This window comes from Pseudomonas antarctica (assembly GCF_001647715.1).
GTDB classification, from domain to species: Bacteria; Pseudomonadota; Gammaproteobacteria; order Pseudomonadales; family Pseudomonadaceae; genus Aquipseudomonas; species Aquipseudomonas antarctica_A.
Map to the genome: position 1 here is coordinate 2,117,053 of NZ_CP015600.1, position 16,592 is coordinate 2,133,644.

The window sequence follows — 16,592 nt, forward strand, 5'->3', positions numbered from 1 at the left end:
ACGGTTAAATGTGGGAGCTGGCTTGCCTGCGATAGCTATCTGACAGGCAACTCAATCCTTTCAGACTCTCCCGGCACCGTCGGCCAATCACCAGCCGCCCAACGCTGCCGCGCCTGTTCGATCATGGCCGGATCGCTCGCCACAAAATTCCAGTTGATCCGCCGTGGCCCATCCAGTGGCGCACCGCCAAACACCATCAGGTGGCAATCGCTTTCAGCAAACAGCGTCATTGCCTGCCCGGCAGGCAGCACCACCAGGCTGTTCACTGCCAAGACCTCGCCGTCCAACTGCGCCTCACCCTCCAGTACATACACCGCCCGTTCCTCGTGCTCATCCGGGATCAACAGCGTCGTGGCCGTCTGCATCTGCACCTCGGCATACAACGTAGGCGACAGCACCGGCACCGGTGATTTGAGACAGAAGCCGCTACCGGCGATCAGACGAATCTGCACGCCCAGGTTGTCACTGACTGGCAGGGTCGCCGCCGAGTGATGGCTGTAATGCCCAGGCCCGTGTTCGTGGTCTTTGGGTGAGGCCAGCCACACTTGCAGGCCATGCAGGCTGAAACCTTCAGCCTTGATCGCCTCGGGCGTGCGTTCGACGTGGGCAATCGCACTGCCGGCCGTCATCCAGCTGACGTCGCCGGCTTGCACCAACTGGTCCGAGCCGAGGCTGTCTTTGTGCTGCAAGGCACCTTCGAATAGATAAGTGAGCGTCGACAGCCCGATATGCGGGTGCTGGCGGATATTCATGCCGGTGCCCGGCGCATAACGCGTCAGCAGCATGTGGTCGAAGAACACAAAAGGCCCGACGCTGCGGCATTCGCGCGACGGCAACGGGCGCAGGATCGGCTGGCCTTCGACATCTTCCGCGCGCGGGCGGATCACGGTGAGGGTGGTCATGGTGCGTCCCTGTCTGAGCGGGTTAGATGGCCCTGAGCATAACCCGCTCGACGGGTGGATGGCGCTACTGGCTGAAAGCGCCTTCGGACAGTTTCGTCTCGATGGTGACTTCTGCGGTGGTCATCAGTTTATGCACGGGGCAGCGATCAGCCACGCGGTGCAACTCGTCGCGCTGTTCATCGGTGAGCACGCCCTTGAGGGTTAACTTGACGTTGAGCGTGTATTTGCCTTTTTGCTCCTCGGTGCTGTCGTGGGTGACTTCCACGGTGACGCCGGTGAGGGGAATGTCTTTTTTCTGGGCATACAGTTTGACGGTCAGCGCCTTGCACGAGGCCAGGGCAGCATCGAAATAATCGTGGGGGGAGGGTGCCGAGTCGTCGCCGCCCAGGCTTTTGGGCAAATCGGTGAACAGTTCGTGGTTATTGATATTCACACTGTGGCGAAAGTTGTCGTGGTTCAGGGTGTTGACGGTAACAGGCATGGTAAACCTCACAGATTGGCAGGATGAAGGTCATGCAGTTATAGAACATGCTGGCACTGGGGTGTTCCGCGTTTTTTGCCGGTGAACCCGTTTGCATCGCGCAAGGTCTACCGCAATTCACCCCTATGAGATTTTACCGTGCCCTGGACCCGCCTCAGTCTTGCCCTGTTGCTCGCTGCCAGTAGCCTCGTCGTGCAGGCCCGCGAATATGCCTACAGCGATGCGCACCTGCATTACGTCGACTTCTTCCAGGAAACGGCAGGCATGGACACGCTGCTTAAGGCCATGGCGGATAATCGCATCGAGCATGTGATGATTTCTGGCATTCCTGTGGCCAAGAAATGGCACGAAGACGAACCCAAGCGCCCGCGTTACTACGCGGGTGACGATGCCGATGCCTATTGGTACAGCGCCACCGACGTGATCGTCGCTGCAGCGGTGAACACACTCACCCCTGAGCAGCGTCAGCATTTTCATCCGTTTTTGTCCGGCTTTAACCCTAACGACAAGAACTCGGCGGCGCATATCCAACGCATGCTCGACCTCAACCCAGGGCTCTGGCAGGGCATTGGTGAAGTGTTCACACGGCACGACGACCTGACGGCCTTGACGGCAGGTGACACCCCGCGGGCCAACAATGAAGCCATGACGCACGTCTATCACCTCGCCGCCGAAAACGATTTGCCGGTGATGCTGCACTCCAACATCACCTCCAAGCGCGAACGCAACCCACTGTACCTGCCGGAGGTGGAGACATCGCTGCGCAACCACCCGCACACGCGTTTTATCTGGGCGCATGCGGGTACCAGTAAAGAGATCCATCGCCATCAGGTACAGATGGACTTCTTGCTCCCTACCTTGAGCCGTATGTTGCAAGCCTATCCCAATCTGTACATCGACCTCTCTTGGAGCATGCTCACGCCGTACTTGCTGGATGAGGCAGGTAAGCCCCACGCGCAATGGTTAAAGCTGGTTGAACGCTTCCCTGAGCGCTTCATGTTGGGTTCGGACGTTGTAGGGCGCTTCAATAAGCTCGGTAAGGAAATGCGCCGCTTTGATCCTTTCCTGGGCGCGCTGCCGGAGGACGTGGCCCGTAAGGTTGCGCGCGATAACTTCCTGGCCATTCTGCCGAAACACGCTCGCGATGAGCAGGCACATTGATATCGCGTTTTCGTCTTACGCAATTTGGCTGAAGGGCCGATAGCTTTCAGGAGACCCGCTGCAGGTGGATGCAGCGCATTTGGAAGGAACCAGGCAATGAGTATCCGTAGTCTGAATATCGCTCCCCGCGCCGGCTTGGGCTTTGGCGTGTTGGCGTTGATGGTGTTCGCCTTGGGCGGCTTCGCACTGCTGCAGATGGCCAACATGCGCCAGCAGTCGGACCAGGTGGAGAACAACTGGCTGCCCAGCGTGATGGCGGTGGGGGATATGAGCCAGGATCTGTTAAGGGTTCGCGCGCTGACCCTGCGGTTGGTGGTCAACCGTGATCCGCAGGCGCTGGCGCAGAACGAGCAAAAACTGACCGATCTGAAAAATGGCATGTCCCACGCCCAGACACTTTACGAGGGGCTGATCGTCCTGCCCGAAGAACGCACGCTGTTTGATCGTTTCAAGACCGAAGAGCAGCAATACCTGCAACGCCAAGAGCAGGTGATGACGCTCTCCAAGGCCAACCAGTTGGACGATGCGATCAAGATCGTCAACGGTGAGATGAATCAACTGGCCGATCAGATGGCCGGCACTCTGCATGATCTGGTCATTTTGAACAAAACCAATGCCAACCTGGCCGCAAGCCTGGCGCAAAGCGTGTTCACTCAATCGCGTACCTGGGTGGTCGGCATGATCGTGCTCACGGCGCTGATTACCATTGGGTTGGCGGTGTGGCTGACCCGCAGCATCGTGCTGCCGTTGGCACAGTCACTGAAAGTCGCGCAGGGCGTCGCCAGTGGCGACCTGACCGGTGAGATCAACGTGACCGGCAATGATGAGCCGGCGCGCTTGCAGCAGGCGCTCAAGGGCATGCAGGAAAATCTGCGCGACACCATCCGGCGTATTGGCGAATCCTCTAACCAGTTGGCTTCGGCTTCCGAAGAACTCAGTTGCGTCACTGAGGACGCGACCCGTGGCCTGCACCAGCAGAACCAGGAAATCGAACAGGCCGCCACGGCGGTCAACCAGATGACAGCGGCGGTGGAAGAAGTGGCGAGCAACGCGGTGGCCACGTCGCAGGCGTCGCGCGAGTCCGACCGCATCGCCCAGCGCGGGCGTGCTCAGGTGCACCAGACAGTGGAGTCGATTGAGGCGTTGGCCACGGACGTGACCGCCAATGCCACTCAGGTCGAAGAATTGGCGCAAAAGGTCTATGGCATCAGCAAGGTGCTGGACGTGATTCGCTCGATTGCCGAACAGACTAACCTGCTGGCGCTGAATGCCGCGATCGAAGCGGCGCGGGCCGGGGATGCCGGGCGCGGTTTTGCCGTGGTGGCGGATGAGGTGCGGGCCTTGGCCCATCGCACGCAACAGTCGACCCAGGAAATTGAGCTGATGATCAGCGGCATTCAGCAGGGCACCGATCAGGCCGTCAGTTCGATGCAGCAGAGCAATACCCGGGCGCGCTCCACGCTGGATATCGCCAAGTCGGCGGGCACGGCGCTGGAAGAAATTGCGTCGGCATTTACCCTGATCAACGAGCGCAACCTGGTGATTGCCAGTGCCTCGGAGCAGCAGGCGGCGGTGGCGCGGGAAGTGGATCGCAACTTGATGAATATTCGTGATCTGGCGCATCAGACGTCGACCGGCGCCAATCAGACCAGTGCGGCGAGCCAGGAGCTGTCGCGGTTGGCGGTGGATCTGAACACGATGGTGGCGCGGTTTTCGGTGTAGGGCGCAAGACCGCGGTTATTCAATCGCAGGCAAGCTGGCCCCCACATTTGACTGTGTTCACAATTCAGCATGTGGGCGCTGGCTTGCCTGCGATACGCATGGGTATCTACGCAACTCTTTGTGTTGCTTTGAGCCTGTGAGGGGTTAGGTAGATTGAGGACATATCCGTTGCTGCGGTAACGGCTGCTTAGGGTTCCGCCCTTACGGCGGGTCACTTTTTTACAAAGCGCCTAAAAAAGTAACCAAAAAACGCTTTGCCCCACCACTCGGTGCCTCGCCTGGGCTCGGCATGCCCGCACTCCGGCTTGAATCCGTGGGCCGCCGCAATGGGCCATCCTTGGCCCAGTGCGGCTAACCCGGCGTCCTGCCGGGTTGCCCACGGATTCAAGCCTGCGTTCGGCCATCGTGGTTAACGGGGCCTGTCAGATCAAGATCAACAGCAGATCAACAGCAGAGCACGGCGGCCTGGTAGCCGACCTGAGTGGTTGAAGCAAAAGCATGGCAACAGCACAGCAACACCACTTTTACCGGATGAAATGAGTTCCAAATGTGGGAGCGGCGGTGCGACGATTCGACTTGCTCGCGAATGCGGTGTGTCAGTCAACTTATTTGTAACTGACACACCGCTTTCGCGAGCAAGCCCGCTCCCACATTTGATGGGGTTCAGCTTCCAAGATCAGGTCGGCTACCAGGCCGCCGTGCTCTGCTTTTGATTTTGATCTGCTGTTGATTTTGATCTTAGGCGCCCCGTTAACCACGCCGGCAGGACGCCGGTTTAGCCGCGACGGGGCATGGTCAGATCCTCACAAAATCGACCCTGCCAGTTAATAACTGTTACCTATGTGCGTGAACTGATTTGTAACCCATGTGGGTGAGTCATACCGGCAAGAGCCTTTTGGTGGACTTGGGGCTTTTCCAAAGTGACCCGCCGTAAGGGCGGAACCCATGTCAGCCGTGACCCAAACAACGGATATGTACTCAGCGCCCCCCGACAACCACAGCACTCAACCCGTAAAAAAAGATGTGTAGATACCTATGCTGCAATGCGGGCGACTCGGTCTCACCTTTTCAGTTGCCCATAAAAAAGCCCCGAACCAGTCGGGGCTTTTTTACATGATCAACCTGCGGGGCTTACTTGCCCTGCCAGCGTTTCAGTACCAGGGTGGCGTTGGTGCCACCGAAGCCGAAGCTGTTGCTCATCACGGTGTCGATTTTGACGTTTTCAACGGTCTTGGTCAGGATCGGCATATCGGCAACGACCGGGTCGATCTCTTCGATGTTGGCCGAACCGGCCATGAAGTTGCCTTCCATCATCAGCAGGCAGTAGATCGCTTCGTGAACGCCGGCGGCGCCCAGGGAGTGACCGGACAGGCTCTTGGTAGAGCTGATGGCCGGAGCCTTATCGCCGAATACCGCACGCACACCTTCCATTTCCTTGGCGTCGCCGACCGGAGTCGACGTGCCGTGGGTGTTCAGGTAGTCGATTGGGGTGTCAACGGTGGACATGGCCATCTGCATGCAACGGATGGCGCCTTCACCGCTTGGCGCAACCATGTCGTAGCCGTCGGAAGTGGCGCCGTAGCCGACGATTTCCGCGTAGATCTTCGCACCACGGGCCAGGGCGTGTTCCAGCTCCTCGACCACGACCATGCCGCCACCGCCGGCGATGACGAAACCGTCACGCTTGGCGTCGTAGGCGCGGGAGGCCTTTTCCGGGGTTTCGTTGTACTGGGTGGACAGGGCGCCCATGGCGTCGAACAGGAACGACTGGCTCCAATGCTCTTCTTCACCGCCACCGGCGAACACGATGTCTTGTTTGCCCAGTTGGATCTGCTCAACCGCAGTACCGATGCAGTGAGCACTGGTGGCGCAGGCGGAGGAGATCGAGTAGTTCACACCCTTGATCTGGAACGGCGTGGCCAGGCAGGCCGAAACAGTGCTGCCCATGGTCCGCGTTACACGGTACGGGCCAACGCGTTTCACGCCTTTTTCGCGCAGGATGTCCAGCGCTTCCATCTGGTTCAGGGTGGATGCGCCGCCGGAGCCGGCGATCAGGCCGGTGCGTACGTTCGATACCTGGTCTTCGCTCAGGCCGGAATCGGCAATGGCGTCTTTCATGGCCAGGTAAGCGTAAGCGGCAGCGTGGCCGACGAAGCGATAGATCTTGCGATCGATCAGTTCTTCGAGGGGCAGGTCGATGGAGCCGGAAACCTGGCTACGCAGACCCATTTCGGCATATTCCGGGTTAAAGCGGATGCCAGGGCGACTTGCACGCAGGTTAGCGGTGACGGTCTCTTTGTCATTGCCCAGGCAAGAAACGATGCCCAGACCAGTGATAACGACGCGGCGCATGCGGATAACCCTTAAAAGTTGTCAGTGGAAGTGAATACGCCGACCCGAAGGCCTTCGGCAGTATAGATCTCGCGACCGTCGACAGTCACCGAACCGTCGGCGATGGCCAGGTTCAGCTTGCCCTTGAGGACGCGCTTGATGTGAATGTTGTAAGTGACTTTCTTGGCGGTCGGCAAGACTTGGCCAAAGAACTTCACTTCGCCCGAACCCAGGGCACGACCGCGGCCCGGCAGGCCTTGCCAGCCCAGGTAGAAGCCAACCAGTTGCCACATGGCGTCGAGGCCCAGGCAGCCCGGCATGACAGGGTCACCTTCGAAATGGCAGGCGAAGAACCACAGGTCAGGGGTGATATCCAGCTCGGCGACCAATTCACCTTTGCCGTACTTGCCACCTTCTTCGCTGATATGGGTGATGCGATCCACCATCAGCATGTTCGGGGCGGGCAGTTGCGCGTTACCTGGGCCGAACAGCTCACCGCGACTGCAGCGCAGCAGGTCTTCCCGAGTAAAGGCGTTTTGTTTGGTCATGCGAGCTCCTCAATAATCCCATGCGGCAGGGTAGGGCAAATCTTCCCGAACCGAATGAAGCGTTCATGCCTCATATCGGCAGCCTACACATAGACTATTGCGTTGTAGTGAAAGTCACAGCGTCAAGGCACTCAATGTACACTTGTTCACTGAAATTTTAAACCGAGCCTGTTTATCGGCCCGTTTGGGTGCCTAAGACTGCCGCACTTTCGTCTTTCACGCCAGTCGCAGTTGGTTGATGGCGCGGCGCTATTGCACCCAGCGCTGCAGGATTTGCTGCAAATCCGTGCGTTTGAACGGCTTAGCCAGGTAATCGTTCATTCCCGCTGCCAGGCAAGCTTCGCGATCACCCTGCAAAGCGTTGGCCGTCAGGGCAATGATCGGCAGGTCGGCGCAGCCTGGCAGCTGGCGAATCTGCCTCGTGGCTTCGTAGCCGTCGATCAATGGCAAGCGGCAGTCCATCAGGATTGCCGTAAATATCAGGCTCTCGGCGCTTCGGATTGCCTCGGCGCCATCGGTGGCCAGGCTCACTTCAAACCCCAGGCTGCGCAGCATGGCTTCGACCACGGTGCGATTGACCGGGTTGTCTTCCACCAGCAACACATGGCGACCGTCGCCTGCGCCGGTTTTGCCTTCGCGGTCCTGCGCGATCGCAGGCAGGCTGTGCTGGTCGATGGCCAGTGGAATTTCCAGGGTAAACACCGAGCCGCGGCCCTCTTCGCTTTGGGCGCGCAGTGTGCCGCCCATGCGTTCAGCCAGCGTACGGGCAATGGGCAGGCCCAGGCCGGTGCCGCCGTAACGTCTTGAAATGGAGCTGTCGGCCTGCTGGAACGCGTCGAACATCAACTCCAGGCGTTCAGCGGAAATCCCGATGCCGCTGTCGCGCACGGTGCAGGTGAACCACACCAGTTCATGGTCGAGGGTTTGCCAATGGGGTTCGACGGTCACGGTGCCGTGTTCAGTGAACTTGAGCGCGTTGCCGATCAGGTTCACCAGGATCTGCCGGATACGCGTCGGGTCGCCCTGCACCCGCAGTGAGTCCATGCCCGGCGGAATCGGCAACTCCAGTGTTAACCCGCGCTGCTGGGCGCTGTGCTGGAAGGCCTGCGCGCAACTGCTGATCAGGTCTGCGAGGTTGAACGGGATATTTTCCAGCTCGAGTGCGGCGCGTTCGATGCGCGAGAAGTCGAGGATGTCGTTAATCACCTTGAGCAAATGCTCCGTGGACTCTGACGCCAGTGCGGCGTACTCGGTCTGCTCCTCGGTCATCTCGGTGGTTTCCAGCAACTGCAACATACCCAGCACGCCGTTCATGGGCGTGCGCAGCTCGTGGCTCATCATCGCCAGGAAGTCCGACTTGGCATTGTTCGCCCGCTCGGCCTCTTCGCGGGTCTGGATCAGTTGGGCCATGGCCTGATGCTGCTCGCGGCTGGCCTGGTTGAGGCCTTCGGCGAGGTTGTTGATATGACGCGACAAGTCGCCCAGCTCCGAGTCATCGACGATCGGCAGCGGCGTCTTGTAGTCGCCTTGCTGGATGGCCTTCACCGCATGGCCCATGGCGCTGATCGGCTGCGACAGGCTGGCGGCGAGGCGCCGTGCCAGCAGGAAGGTGAAGAGCAGGGCAAACAGGGCGAGGATGCCGGCCTTGAACAGAATTTCCTGTTGGCGCTGGCTGAACGCGTCGTTGGACATGCCGACGATCACCCGGCCCAGGTAATCCGGGCGCCGCGTCCTGGGCTCATTAAGGTTGTCCTGGAAAAAATCATTGCCCAGCTGGATATGTTGCAGGCGGATGGGTGCCTGGAACACTTTCACCGACAGCGAACGGTCGTGCTTTTCCGACGGCTGTTCGACATACACCAGAATGTTTTCGCTGCTGTCCTGAATCTCCAGGAAGCGCACATGGGGCGTGGCCAGGGTTGCCCGCAGCAGGCTTTCAAGCACGTCGTTGTTGCCGGAAATAACCCCGTACTCGGTGGCCGGGGCCAATTGGTTGGCGATCAGTTGGCCGGTATGGTCGAGTTCCTGGCGCAGGTCCTGGATACGTACGAACGTAAAGAAGCTGATCAACAGCAAGGTCAGCAACAGCGCCGGGCCCAGCGTGATGAGCTGGGTGCGGGTGTTGATGTCCCAACGACGACGCAAGGTCATGGACGTTTTTCTCCTTCGGCCAATCGGGCGGCGACGGCGGCTTCGTCAACCTGTTCGATCCCCAGTGAGCGCGCGACTTGCGGGTTGCCCACGACTTTGAAGTGTTCCGGGTACAAGGTGCGCGGCCAACTGGCCGGCGAGTGGTCCAGCAGCCGATCGAGCACATCGAGCCAGTCGGCCTGGTCGCTGTAGGTGCTGGCCAGGCTGCCCGCCTTGACGAACCCGGCGTTGGGGCCCACCAGGGGCAGTTGCTGGGAGTAGCTGCTGAGCAACAGGTTCTTCACGGTTTTCGGGTTGTACAGCCGTGGGTCGTCGAGGCCGAGCAGCACATCGCTGTTCTTGAGCAGGTTTTGCAGCGGGCGGCTGTCACTGATGTTGTCCCAGAGCTGCGGCACGATCTCCAGCCCCATGGGCGCGGCGTATTGGGCCAATTCGCGCAGCAGGAATTCACTGTCGGCGCCGTAGAGCACGCCGATGCGTCGAGCCTGGGGCAGGATGTTGGCAATCAGGTTCAACTGGCGTGCCAGTGGCGGGTCGCTCCACAGCAGGCTGATTTTCGCCGGCTGAGCGGTGCCCAGGCGTTGGCGAGCTTGTAGGCGGCTGATGCGCAACACCAGGGTCGGCGGACCCTGAGTGTCCTGCAGGCGCCAGTCGAGACCGGGCAGGTCCAGCAGGATCAGGCGGGTGCTGGCAGGCAACTGGCTCGGGGCGGGCAGGTCTTTGAGCGGGGTAAAGGTCACATGGTCTTCGGGGCGCTGCCGGGCGAGGGCCTGGGTAAAGGCTTGTACGCCGGCACCGTCTTCGGCGGCAGTCAGCAGGATGTCCGCACCCCACGCCGGCGCGCCCAGCAGCAGGCACGCCAGCAGCACACCACGCCGCCAGAGCCTGGATAAGAAATGGAGGGTCATCCGTGACTGATCGCCCATGTCAGAACTCTAACTCCGCGCTGAAGTAGAGGACGTGGCGACTGTCGTAATTGTTGTCGGCCCAGGTGGTGGGCTGGTTATCGAGGCGTTGTTGCAACATGCCGGCCAGCTCCACATTGGCTTTGCCCAAGGCAATGCGCTTGGCCACCCGCAGGTCGACCCGTTCGAAGCGATATTGGTTGAGTGCATCGTCGCCATAGTAGAACAGCGCACTGGACCAGCCGTGGCCCCATTCGCGCAACCAACCGGCCGAGCCACTGTTGCGGGCAGTTTGTGCCTTGTCCAGCGGGTTGCTGGAGGTGGCATCGACGTAAGCATAGGTGAGTCGCAGACGGTCGGCGCTGCTCATGCGCCAGTCAAATTGCGACTCGGCACCGGTAAACCGCGCGCTGTTGGCGTTGCTGGCAATGTACTGGTTATTGCGCAGCGGCGAACTGATCATGTCGGTGATTTCGTCATAGAACAGTTTCACGTCGACATTGAGCCCGAGGTCGGCAAAGAAACCGTTGTAGCCCAGCTCTCGCGAGCGCATCAACTCTTTATCGAGGTTGCCCGGGCCTCGCGTTACCACAAAATATTGCCCGGAATTCTGCCCGTAGGCCGGGGAACTCAGATTGGTGACGCGGTAGCTCCAGTTGACGTTGTTCTCGAACATGTCCGGCGAGCGAATTGCCTCGGAGTACACCGCCCGCAGGCCGTGGCGCGGGTTGATCAGATAATTGACCGCCACCCGTGGCGTCAGCGAGTTGCCACTTAAGTAGGTGTCTTCATACATGGCGCCGCCTTGCAGCAGCCAGTGTTCGCTGGCGCGCCATTCCAGGTGGCCGAACAAGCGCCAGGTGGTGTCGTCCAGGGTGCCGTTGAAGTAAGTGTCGGAATCGGCGCGGTCGTAGCGGTAGTTCATGCCGCTGACCAGGCGCAGGCTGTCGGACAGGCTCAGGGTGTCCTGAATCTCCAGGTCGTAGCGGCTTTCGCGAGTGCTTTGGTCGATGTCGCCGCAGACCGGGTTTTTGCCGTCGTTGCCCCATTGTTTTAGCACTTCATCGGCCAGCGCCTGCTCGGCGCTGCTGCCAGGTGGCGGGCTGCCTGGTGTGTAGCGGTCCATATGACGGGCCAGTTGTTCGGCATAGTTGGGGTTCAACTGCCATAGCCGGGTCAATTCCGGGCTGAACGACACCTTGGCGTCACAGGCCTTCCAGACTTGCTGACGGTCCCATTGCTGGGCCGAGCCCTGAATGTACAAACTGTGCTCGGGGTTGAACTCAACGTTCCAGCGCATTGACCCGGCATAGTCCTTGGCGACGACATCGGAATTAGTACCGCCTTCGGTAATCCCGGCGAATACCGGGGCGTAGGTATAGGGGCGCTGATTGGTCCCTTCCTTGGCGTCAAATTGCCAGTCGATGCTCTGCTGCGCGTTCAGTGTCTGGCTGACGGCGAGGCTGAAACGGTTGAGGCGCCGACCGTCACGGCGGTCAGCACCGACCGCGTCGCTGTCAAAACCATCGTCCTGTTGCCCCGACATCGAAAGGCGCAAGTCGCCGGTTTCCCAACCAACGCCCTGGCTGGCGTAGAAGTCGTTGATCCCGCGCTCGCCACGGATGACTTTGACCCGCGAGCCGTGGCTGTTGGCCGGTGAGCGCGTGAGGATGTTGACCACCGCCATGAGTGCATTAGCGCCGTAACTGACGGTGTTGGGGCCACGGAATACCTCGATGCGCTCGATATCCTCCATGGCGACCGGAATATCGCTCCAGTCCACCGTCGCCAGGCCCGCGCGATACACCGAACGCCCGTCGATCAACACTTGCATGCGCCGTGCATCGCTGGCGCTGGTGCCGTGGTAGTTCACTGCCGCCTGATTGCCGGTGGTGTAGCCGACCATCATCCCCGGCACCAGCCGCAGCAGCTCGGCGATGTCCCGTGCGCCGCTGGCCTTGATCAGCTCGCTGTCGATCACTGTCATGCTGCCGGGCACCGCCGCCGCCGATTGCTTGAGGCGTGTGGCCGTCAGCACCTGCGGCAGCGGCTGGCTGTCGAGGAACAGGTCATCAGCCAGCGCCGTTGCACTGCACGACAGTGTCAACGGCAACATCCACAACAGAGATGAGCGAGGAGGAGGGCCCAGATACACGGCACGGCCTTGATAATTACGAATAGCCGCCCATGTTAACTGAGGTGGGGCCATTTGCCAGTCGTGGACTTTGCAATTACTTCACACAAGTGTGGCATTTTCCGACATGCGCTTGAATTGACGCGGGGGCTGGCCGCCAGCAAGTCGCCCCGTATAATGCCGCCATCGCCACTGGTATGGATTAACGGATTGCATATGACTGAACAGCGCCCAATTGCGGTCCTGGGAGGCGGAAGTTTTGGTACCGCCGTGGCTAATCTGCTGGCTGAAAACGGCCATGCGGTGCGCCAGTGGATGCGCGATCCCGAGCAGGCCGAGGCCATCCGCGTCCATCGGGAAAACCCCCGTTACCTTAAAGGCATCAAGATTCATCCGGCGGTCGAGCCGGTCACGGACCTGTTGGCAACGCTCACTGACTGCGACCTGTGCTTCGTCGCGCTGCCGTCCAGCGCTTTGCGCTCGGTGCTGGCGCCCCACGCCGAGCGCCTGGCGGGCAAGCTGCTGGTCAGCCTGACCAAGGGCATCGAGGCGCACACGTTCAAGCTGATGAGCGAAATCCTTGCCGAGATCGCTCCCCAGGCGCGCATTGGCGTGCTGTCCGGGCCGAACCTGGCACGGGAAGTCGCCGAGCACGCACTGACGGCCACCGTGGTCGCCAGTGAAGACGAAGCGCTGTGCGAGCGCGTCCAGGCCGTGCTGCATGGCCGCACGTTCCGCGTGTATGCCAGCAGCGATCGTTTTGGCGTGGAGTTGGGCGGAGCACTGAAAAACGTCTACGCGATCATTGCCGGCATGGCGGTGGCCTTGGGCATGGGTGAAAACACCAAGAGCATGCTGATCACCCGCGCCTTGGCTGAAATGACCCGCTTTGCGGTCAATCAGGGCGCCAACCCGATGACGTTCCTGGGGCTGGCGGGCGTGGGCGACTTGATCGTGACCTGCTCGTCGCCGAAAAGCCGCAACTACCAGGTCGGTTTCGCGCTGGGCCAGGGTCTTAGCCTGGAAGACGCGGTCACCCGCCTGGGTGAGGTTGCCGAGGGCGTCAACACGCTTAAAGTGTTGAAGGCCAAGGCTCAGGAAGTCGGCGTGTACATGCCGCTGGTCGCCGGGCTGCACGCGATCCTGTTTGAAGGGCGCACCTTGAATCAGGTCATCGAGTTGCTGATGCGCGCTGAACCGAAAACCGATGTCGACTTCATTTCCACCAGTGGTTTCAACTGAGGAACGCGCCATGAACGATCCAAAAGCAGCCCCCCAATACGAGTCCATCCTCCTGCGTATCCTGTGGATGCTGGTCTTTGCGCTGGTGTGGCAAGTGGCGCAGTTCCTGCTCGGTGCGCTGGTGGTGGTGCAGTTGGTCTATCGCCTGATCTACGGCGCGCCGAACCTGGGCCTGATGAACGTTGGCGACAGTCTCAGCCAGTTCCTGGCGCAGATCGGCCGTTTTGGCAGCTTCCATACTGAACAAAAACCCTGGCCGTTCGCCGACTGGCCGACCCCGCGCGCACCGGAGGGCGAAGCCGCCCACAGCGTACCGCCGGCGCCGCACCCGGTGCGTGATGAAGAGCCAAAGCTGTGAAGCTGTGGATTTTGCGTCACGGTGAAGCCGAAGGGCACGCGCGCACCGACGCCGAGCGCAACCTCACCGAGCATGGCCGTGGCGAAGTGTTGCGCAGTGCCGCGCACCTGATCGGCCAGCCGATCAGTGCCATCATCGCCAGCCCGTATGTACGCGCCCAGCAGACTGCCCATCTGGTGCGTGACGCGTTGGGCTTCGAGCCGCAAATCCGCACGGTGCCGTGGCTGACGCCGGAGAGCAACCCGCTGCAGGTGCTGGACAAGCTCGACACTGATGACAACGTGCTGCTGGTCAGTCACCAGCCATTGGTAGGCAGCCTGATCAGCTTTTTGCAGCATGGCCATCTGCGTCAGCCACAACCGATGCACACCGCCAGCCTGGCGGAGTTGGAGGGGGATTTTCCACTGGCAGGGCTGATGAGCCTGGTGGGTGTGAAGAACCCGTAGGAAAAGTCATCGCTGTTTTGTGTGCTATATAGTCAACCAAGCAAGTGCTTGGTTGGCTATCATCGGATCACAAAGGAGCGCGTCCCATGCCTGTCGCTTTTCGTTTGCCGTTGCAGGTCTTCTACGAACGTGAAGCGCGGCACCCGCGCAAGCCCTTTCTCGTACAGCCCATCGGCGGCGGGGCGGTGCAGACCCTCACCTGGGGCGAGGTCGGTCACCAGGCCCGTTGCGCTGCGCAGTGGCTGCGTGCCCGGGAGTTGCCCCAGGGCTCGCACATTGCCCTGATCTCGAAAAACTGCGCGCACTGGATCATCGCCGACCTGGCAATCTGGATGGCCGGGCATGTCTCCGTGCCGTTGTACCCCAACCTCACTGCCGACTCGGTCGCCCATGTGTTGACGCATTCCGAGGCGGCACTGGCGTTGATCGGCAAGTTGGACGACTGGCCGGCGATGGTCGCCGGTATCCCGGCCGGTCTGCCGACGATCAGCCTGCCACTGTGCCCGGCCGGTGACTTTGATTTCAGCTGGTCAGACCTGCAAGCCTGTTCACCGATCCAAGACAACCCCACGCCCGCTGCCTCAAGCCTGGCCACCATCGTCTACACCTCCGGCACCACCGGCTTGCCCAAAGGCGTGATGCAGACCTTCGGCGCCCTGGGTTTTGCCGCCACGCAAGGCACTCAATTATTTGGGTTGGGGGAGGGCGATCGGCTGCTGTCCTACCTGCCGTTGTGCCATGTGGCGGAGCGGATGTTTGTCGAACTGGCCTCGATCTACACCGGGCAAACGGTGTTTTTCGCGGAGAGCCTGGATACTTTTCTTGCAGACTTGCGCCGGGCACGGCCGACGGCGCTGTTTGGTGTGCCGCGCATCTGGACCAAATTTCAGATGGGTGTCTACAGCAAGATCCCGCAACAGCGCCTCGACACCCTGCTGCGCCTGCCGTTTATCGGCAAACGCGTCGGCCATGAAGTCCTGGCGGGTTTGGGCCTGGATGCGCTGCGCATTGCGTTGTCTGGTGCGGCGCCTGTTCCCGAGGGCTTGCTGCGGTGGTATCAGCGCCTGGGGCTGGACGTGTTGGAGGTGTATGGCATGACCGAAAGTTGCGGCTATTCGCACGTGTGTCGCCCCGGCCAGCAGACACTCGGCTGGATCGGCCGGCCGTGCCCCGGTGTTGAAGTGCGCATCGACGCGTCAGGAGAAGTGCAAGTGCGCAGCGGCGCGACCATGCTCGGCTACTTCAAGGACCCGCAGAAAACCGCTGAGACCCTGACCGATGACGGCTTCCTGCGCACCGGCGACAAGGGCGAGCAGGACACCGATGGCCGCTTGCGCCTGACCGGGCGACTCAAGGAAATCTTCAAGACCAGCAAGGGCAAATACGTCGCCCCTGCGCCGATCGAAAACCGCCTGGCCGAGCATGCGCGGATCGAACAGGTGTGCGTGGTCGGAGATGGCCTGACCGCGCCGATGGGCTTATGTGTGCTGTCGGCTGCGGGCCAGGACCGACAAGCACTGCACAGTAGCCTCGAGCGCTGGCTGGAACACGTCAACCTGAGCCTGGACAAACACGAACGTCTGCGCCAACTGGTGGTGGTGAAAGACAGTTGGGCGGTGGAAAACGGCTTTCTGACGCCGACCCTGAAGATCAAACGCACGGTGATCGAATCGACCTACGGCGCACAGTTCCAGGCCTGGAGCGAGCGCACCGAATCCATTCTGTGGCAGGATTAGGCACGTAATAAAACCAATAAGGACAATTGCATGAGCCTGTGGCGCACCCAACCCGATATCGAGCAACTCAACGCCATCCAGAAAAACACCATCGGTGAATTGCTGGATATTCGTTTCGAACGTTTCGACGACGAGTCACTGACCGCCAGCATGGTGGTCGACCATCGCACTCATCAGCCTTATGGCCTGTTGCACGGCGGTGCTTCGGTGGTGTTGGCGGAAAGCGTCGGCTCCATGGCGGCTTATCTGTGTATTGATGCCAGCAAGTTCTATTGCGTGGGCCTTGAGGTCAATGCCAACCACCTGCGGGGTGTGCGCAGCGGTCGGGTGACGGCAGTGGCGCGGGCGATTCATATCGGTCGTACCACTCAAGTCTGGGATATTCGCCTGAGCAGCGACGATGGCAAGGCCAGCTGTGTATCGCGCCTGACCATGGCCGTGGTGCCTTTGGGCGAGAGCCCGCCAGCACGATAGG

14 protein-coding genes and 1 pseudogene are annotated in these 16,592 nt (G+C 60.6%); 8 read left to right on the plus strand and 7 right to left on the minus strand.

Annotated elements, in window-relative coordinates; translation table 11 throughout:
* Window positions 1-35: 35 nt before the first annotated feature.
* Complete coding sequence (locus A7J50_RS09810) at window positions 36-902, minus strand: pirin family protein (RefSeq protein WP_064451615.1); 867 nt, start codon at window positions 900-902, stop codon at window positions 36-38.
* A gap of 64 nt (window positions 903-966) precedes the next feature.
* The gene (locus tag A7J50_RS09815) at window positions 967-1,383 is read right to left on the minus strand and encodes an OsmC family protein (RefSeq protein WP_064451616.1); all 417 of its coding nucleotides are present in this window, start codon (window positions 1,381-1,383) and stop codon (window positions 967-969) included.
* A 138-nt stretch (window positions 1,384-1,521) separates the two neighbouring features.
* On the opposite strand from A7J50_RS09815, the gene A7J50_RS09820 reads away from it, so the two are divergent.
* The 3 genes and pseudogenes from A7J50_RS09820 to A7J50_RS32225 all read left to right on the plus strand — a co-directional run bounded on the left by A7J50_RS09820 (window position 1,522) and on the right by A7J50_RS32225 (window position 4,266).
* On the plus strand, window positions 1,522-2,544 hold the full coding sequence (locus A7J50_RS09820) for an amidohydrolase family protein (RefSeq protein WP_064451617.1): 1,023 nt from the start codon (window positions 1,522-1,524) through the stop codon (window positions 2,542-2,544).
* A gap of 96 nt (window positions 2,545-2,640) precedes the next feature.
* Window positions 2,641-3,411: pseudogene (locus A7J50_RS32220) on the plus strand (MCP four helix bundle domain-containing protein); the annotation flags it as partial.
* A complete protein-coding gene (locus tag A7J50_RS32225; protein ID WP_407017894.1) occupies window positions 3,403-4,266 on the plus strand; it encodes a methyl-accepting chemotaxis protein in 864 nt (287 codons plus the stop codon). The pseudogene A7J50_RS32220 and the gene A7J50_RS32225, both read left to right, overlap by 9 nt.
* Before the next feature lie 1,131 nt (window positions 4,267-5,397).
* Here the strand turns inward: A7J50_RS32225 and fabB are convergent.
* The 5 genes from fabB to A7J50_RS09850 all read right to left on the minus strand — a co-directional run bounded on the left by fabB (window position 5,398) and on the right by A7J50_RS09850 (window position 12,356).
* Window positions 5,398-6,618, minus strand: coding sequence for a beta-ketoacyl-ACP synthase I (gene fabB, locus A7J50_RS09830; RefSeq protein ID WP_053255243.1), 1,221 nt, complete (start codon window positions 6,616-6,618; stop codon window positions 5,398-5,400).
* A gap of 11 nt (window positions 6,619-6,629) precedes the next feature.
* Entirely contained in the window at window positions 6,630-7,145 is a 516-nt protein-coding gene (gene fabA / locus A7J50_RS09835; RefSeq protein WP_032859207.1) for a 3-hydroxyacyl-[acyl-carrier-protein] dehydratase FabA, read from the minus strand.
* 249 nt (window positions 7,146-7,394) lie between these two features.
* The gene (locus A7J50_RS09840; protein WP_064451619.1) at window positions 7,395-9,296 is read right to left on the minus strand and encodes an ATP-binding protein; all 1,902 of its coding nucleotides are present in this window, start codon (window positions 9,294-9,296) and stop codon (window positions 7,395-7,397) included.
* Window positions 9,293-10,222, minus strand: coding sequence for an ABC transporter substrate-binding protein (locus A7J50_RS09845; RefSeq protein ID WP_064451620.1), 930 nt, complete (start codon window positions 10,220-10,222; stop codon window positions 9,293-9,295). The genes A7J50_RS09840 and A7J50_RS09845 overlap by 4 nt, the downstream gene beginning before the upstream one ends.
* 1 nt (window position 10,223) lies before the next feature.
* The gene (locus A7J50_RS09850) at window positions 10,224-12,356 is read right to left on the minus strand and encodes a TonB-dependent receptor plug domain-containing protein (RefSeq protein WP_082895854.1); all 2,133 of its coding nucleotides are present in this window, start codon (window positions 12,354-12,356) and stop codon (window positions 10,224-10,226) included.
* A gap of 195 nt (window positions 12,357-12,551) precedes the next feature.
* Here A7J50_RS09850 and A7J50_RS09855 point away from each other — a divergent pair, with 195 nt between their 5' ends.
* The 5 genes from A7J50_RS09855 to A7J50_RS09875 all read left to right on the plus strand — a co-directional run bounded on the left by A7J50_RS09855 (window position 12,552) and on the right by A7J50_RS09875 (window position 16,591).
* Complete coding sequence (locus A7J50_RS09855) at window positions 12,552-13,577, plus strand: NAD(P)H-dependent glycerol-3-phosphate dehydrogenase (RefSeq protein WP_064451622.1); 1,026 nt, start codon at window positions 12,552-12,554, stop codon at window positions 13,575-13,577.
* Window positions 13,578-13,587: 10 nt separating this feature from the next.
* Entirely contained in the window at window positions 13,588-13,935 is a 348-nt protein-coding gene (locus tag A7J50_RS09860) for a DUF4389 domain-containing protein (RefSeq protein WP_064451623.1), read from the plus strand.
* Window positions 13,932-14,381, plus strand: coding sequence for a phosphohistidine phosphatase SixA (sixA, locus tag A7J50_RS09865; RefSeq protein ID WP_064451624.1), 450 nt, complete (start codon window positions 13,932-13,934; stop codon window positions 14,379-14,381). Before A7J50_RS09860 ends, sixA begins: the two co-directional genes overlap by 4 nt.
* A gap of 86 nt (window positions 14,382-14,467) precedes the next feature.
* Window positions 14,468-16,117 (plus strand): AMP-binding protein, encoded by a 1,650-nt coding sequence (locus A7J50_RS09870; protein ID WP_064451625.1) that lies wholly within the window; start codon window positions 14,468-14,470, stop codon window positions 16,115-16,117.
* Window positions 16,118-16,147: 30 nt separating this feature from the next.
* Window positions 16,148-16,591, plus strand: a complete 444-nt coding sequence (locus A7J50_RS09875) for a hotdog fold thioesterase (RefSeq protein WP_064451626.1) — start codon at window positions 16,148-16,150, stop codon at window positions 16,589-16,591.
* The last annotated feature ends 1 nt before the right edge of the window (window position 16,592 follow it).

Excerpts from the sequence above, each read along its gene's own strand:
- A7J50_RS09810 (WP_064451615.1), bottom strand. The coding sequence starts at position 902 with ATGACCACCCTCACCGTGATCCGCCCGCGCGCGGAAGATGTCGAAGGC.
- A7J50_RS09815 (WP_064451616.1), bottom strand. The coding sequence starts at position 1,383 with ATGCCTGTTACCGTCAACACCCTGAACCACGACAACTTTCGCCACAGT.
- A7J50_RS32225 (WP_407017894.1), top strand. The coding sequence starts at position 3,403 with ATGCAGGAAAATCTGCGCGACACCATCCGGCGTATTGGCGAATCCTCT.
- fabB (WP_053255243.1), bottom strand. The coding sequence starts at position 6,618 with ATGCGCCGCGTCGTTATCACTGGTCTGGGCATCGTTTCTTGCCTGGGC.
- fabA (WP_032859207.1), bottom strand. The coding sequence starts at position 7,145 with ATGACCAAACAAAACGCCTTTACTCGGGAAGACCTGCTGCGCTGCAGT.
- A7J50_RS09840 (WP_064451619.1), bottom strand. The coding sequence starts at position 9,296 with ATGACCTTGCGTCGTCGTTGGGACATCAACACCCGCACCCAGCTCATC.
- A7J50_RS09845 (WP_064451620.1), bottom strand. The coding sequence starts at position 10,222 with ATGGGCGATCAGTCACGGATGACCCTCCATTTCTTATCCAGGCTCTGG.
- A7J50_RS09855 (WP_064451622.1), top strand. The coding sequence starts at position 12,552 with ATGACTGAACAGCGCCCAATTGCGGTCCTGGGAGGCGGAAGTTTTGGT.
- A7J50_RS09860 (WP_064451623.1), top strand. The coding sequence starts at position 13,588 with ATGAACGATCCAAAAGCAGCCCCCCAATACGAGTCCATCCTCCTGCGT.
- A7J50_RS09870 (WP_064451625.1), top strand. The coding sequence starts at position 14,468 with ATGCCTGTCGCTTTTCGTTTGCCGTTGCAGGTCTTCTACGAACGTGAA.
- A7J50_RS09875 (WP_064451626.1), top strand. The coding sequence starts at position 16,148 with ATGAGCCTGTGGCGCACCCAACCCGATATCGAGCAACTCAACGCCATC.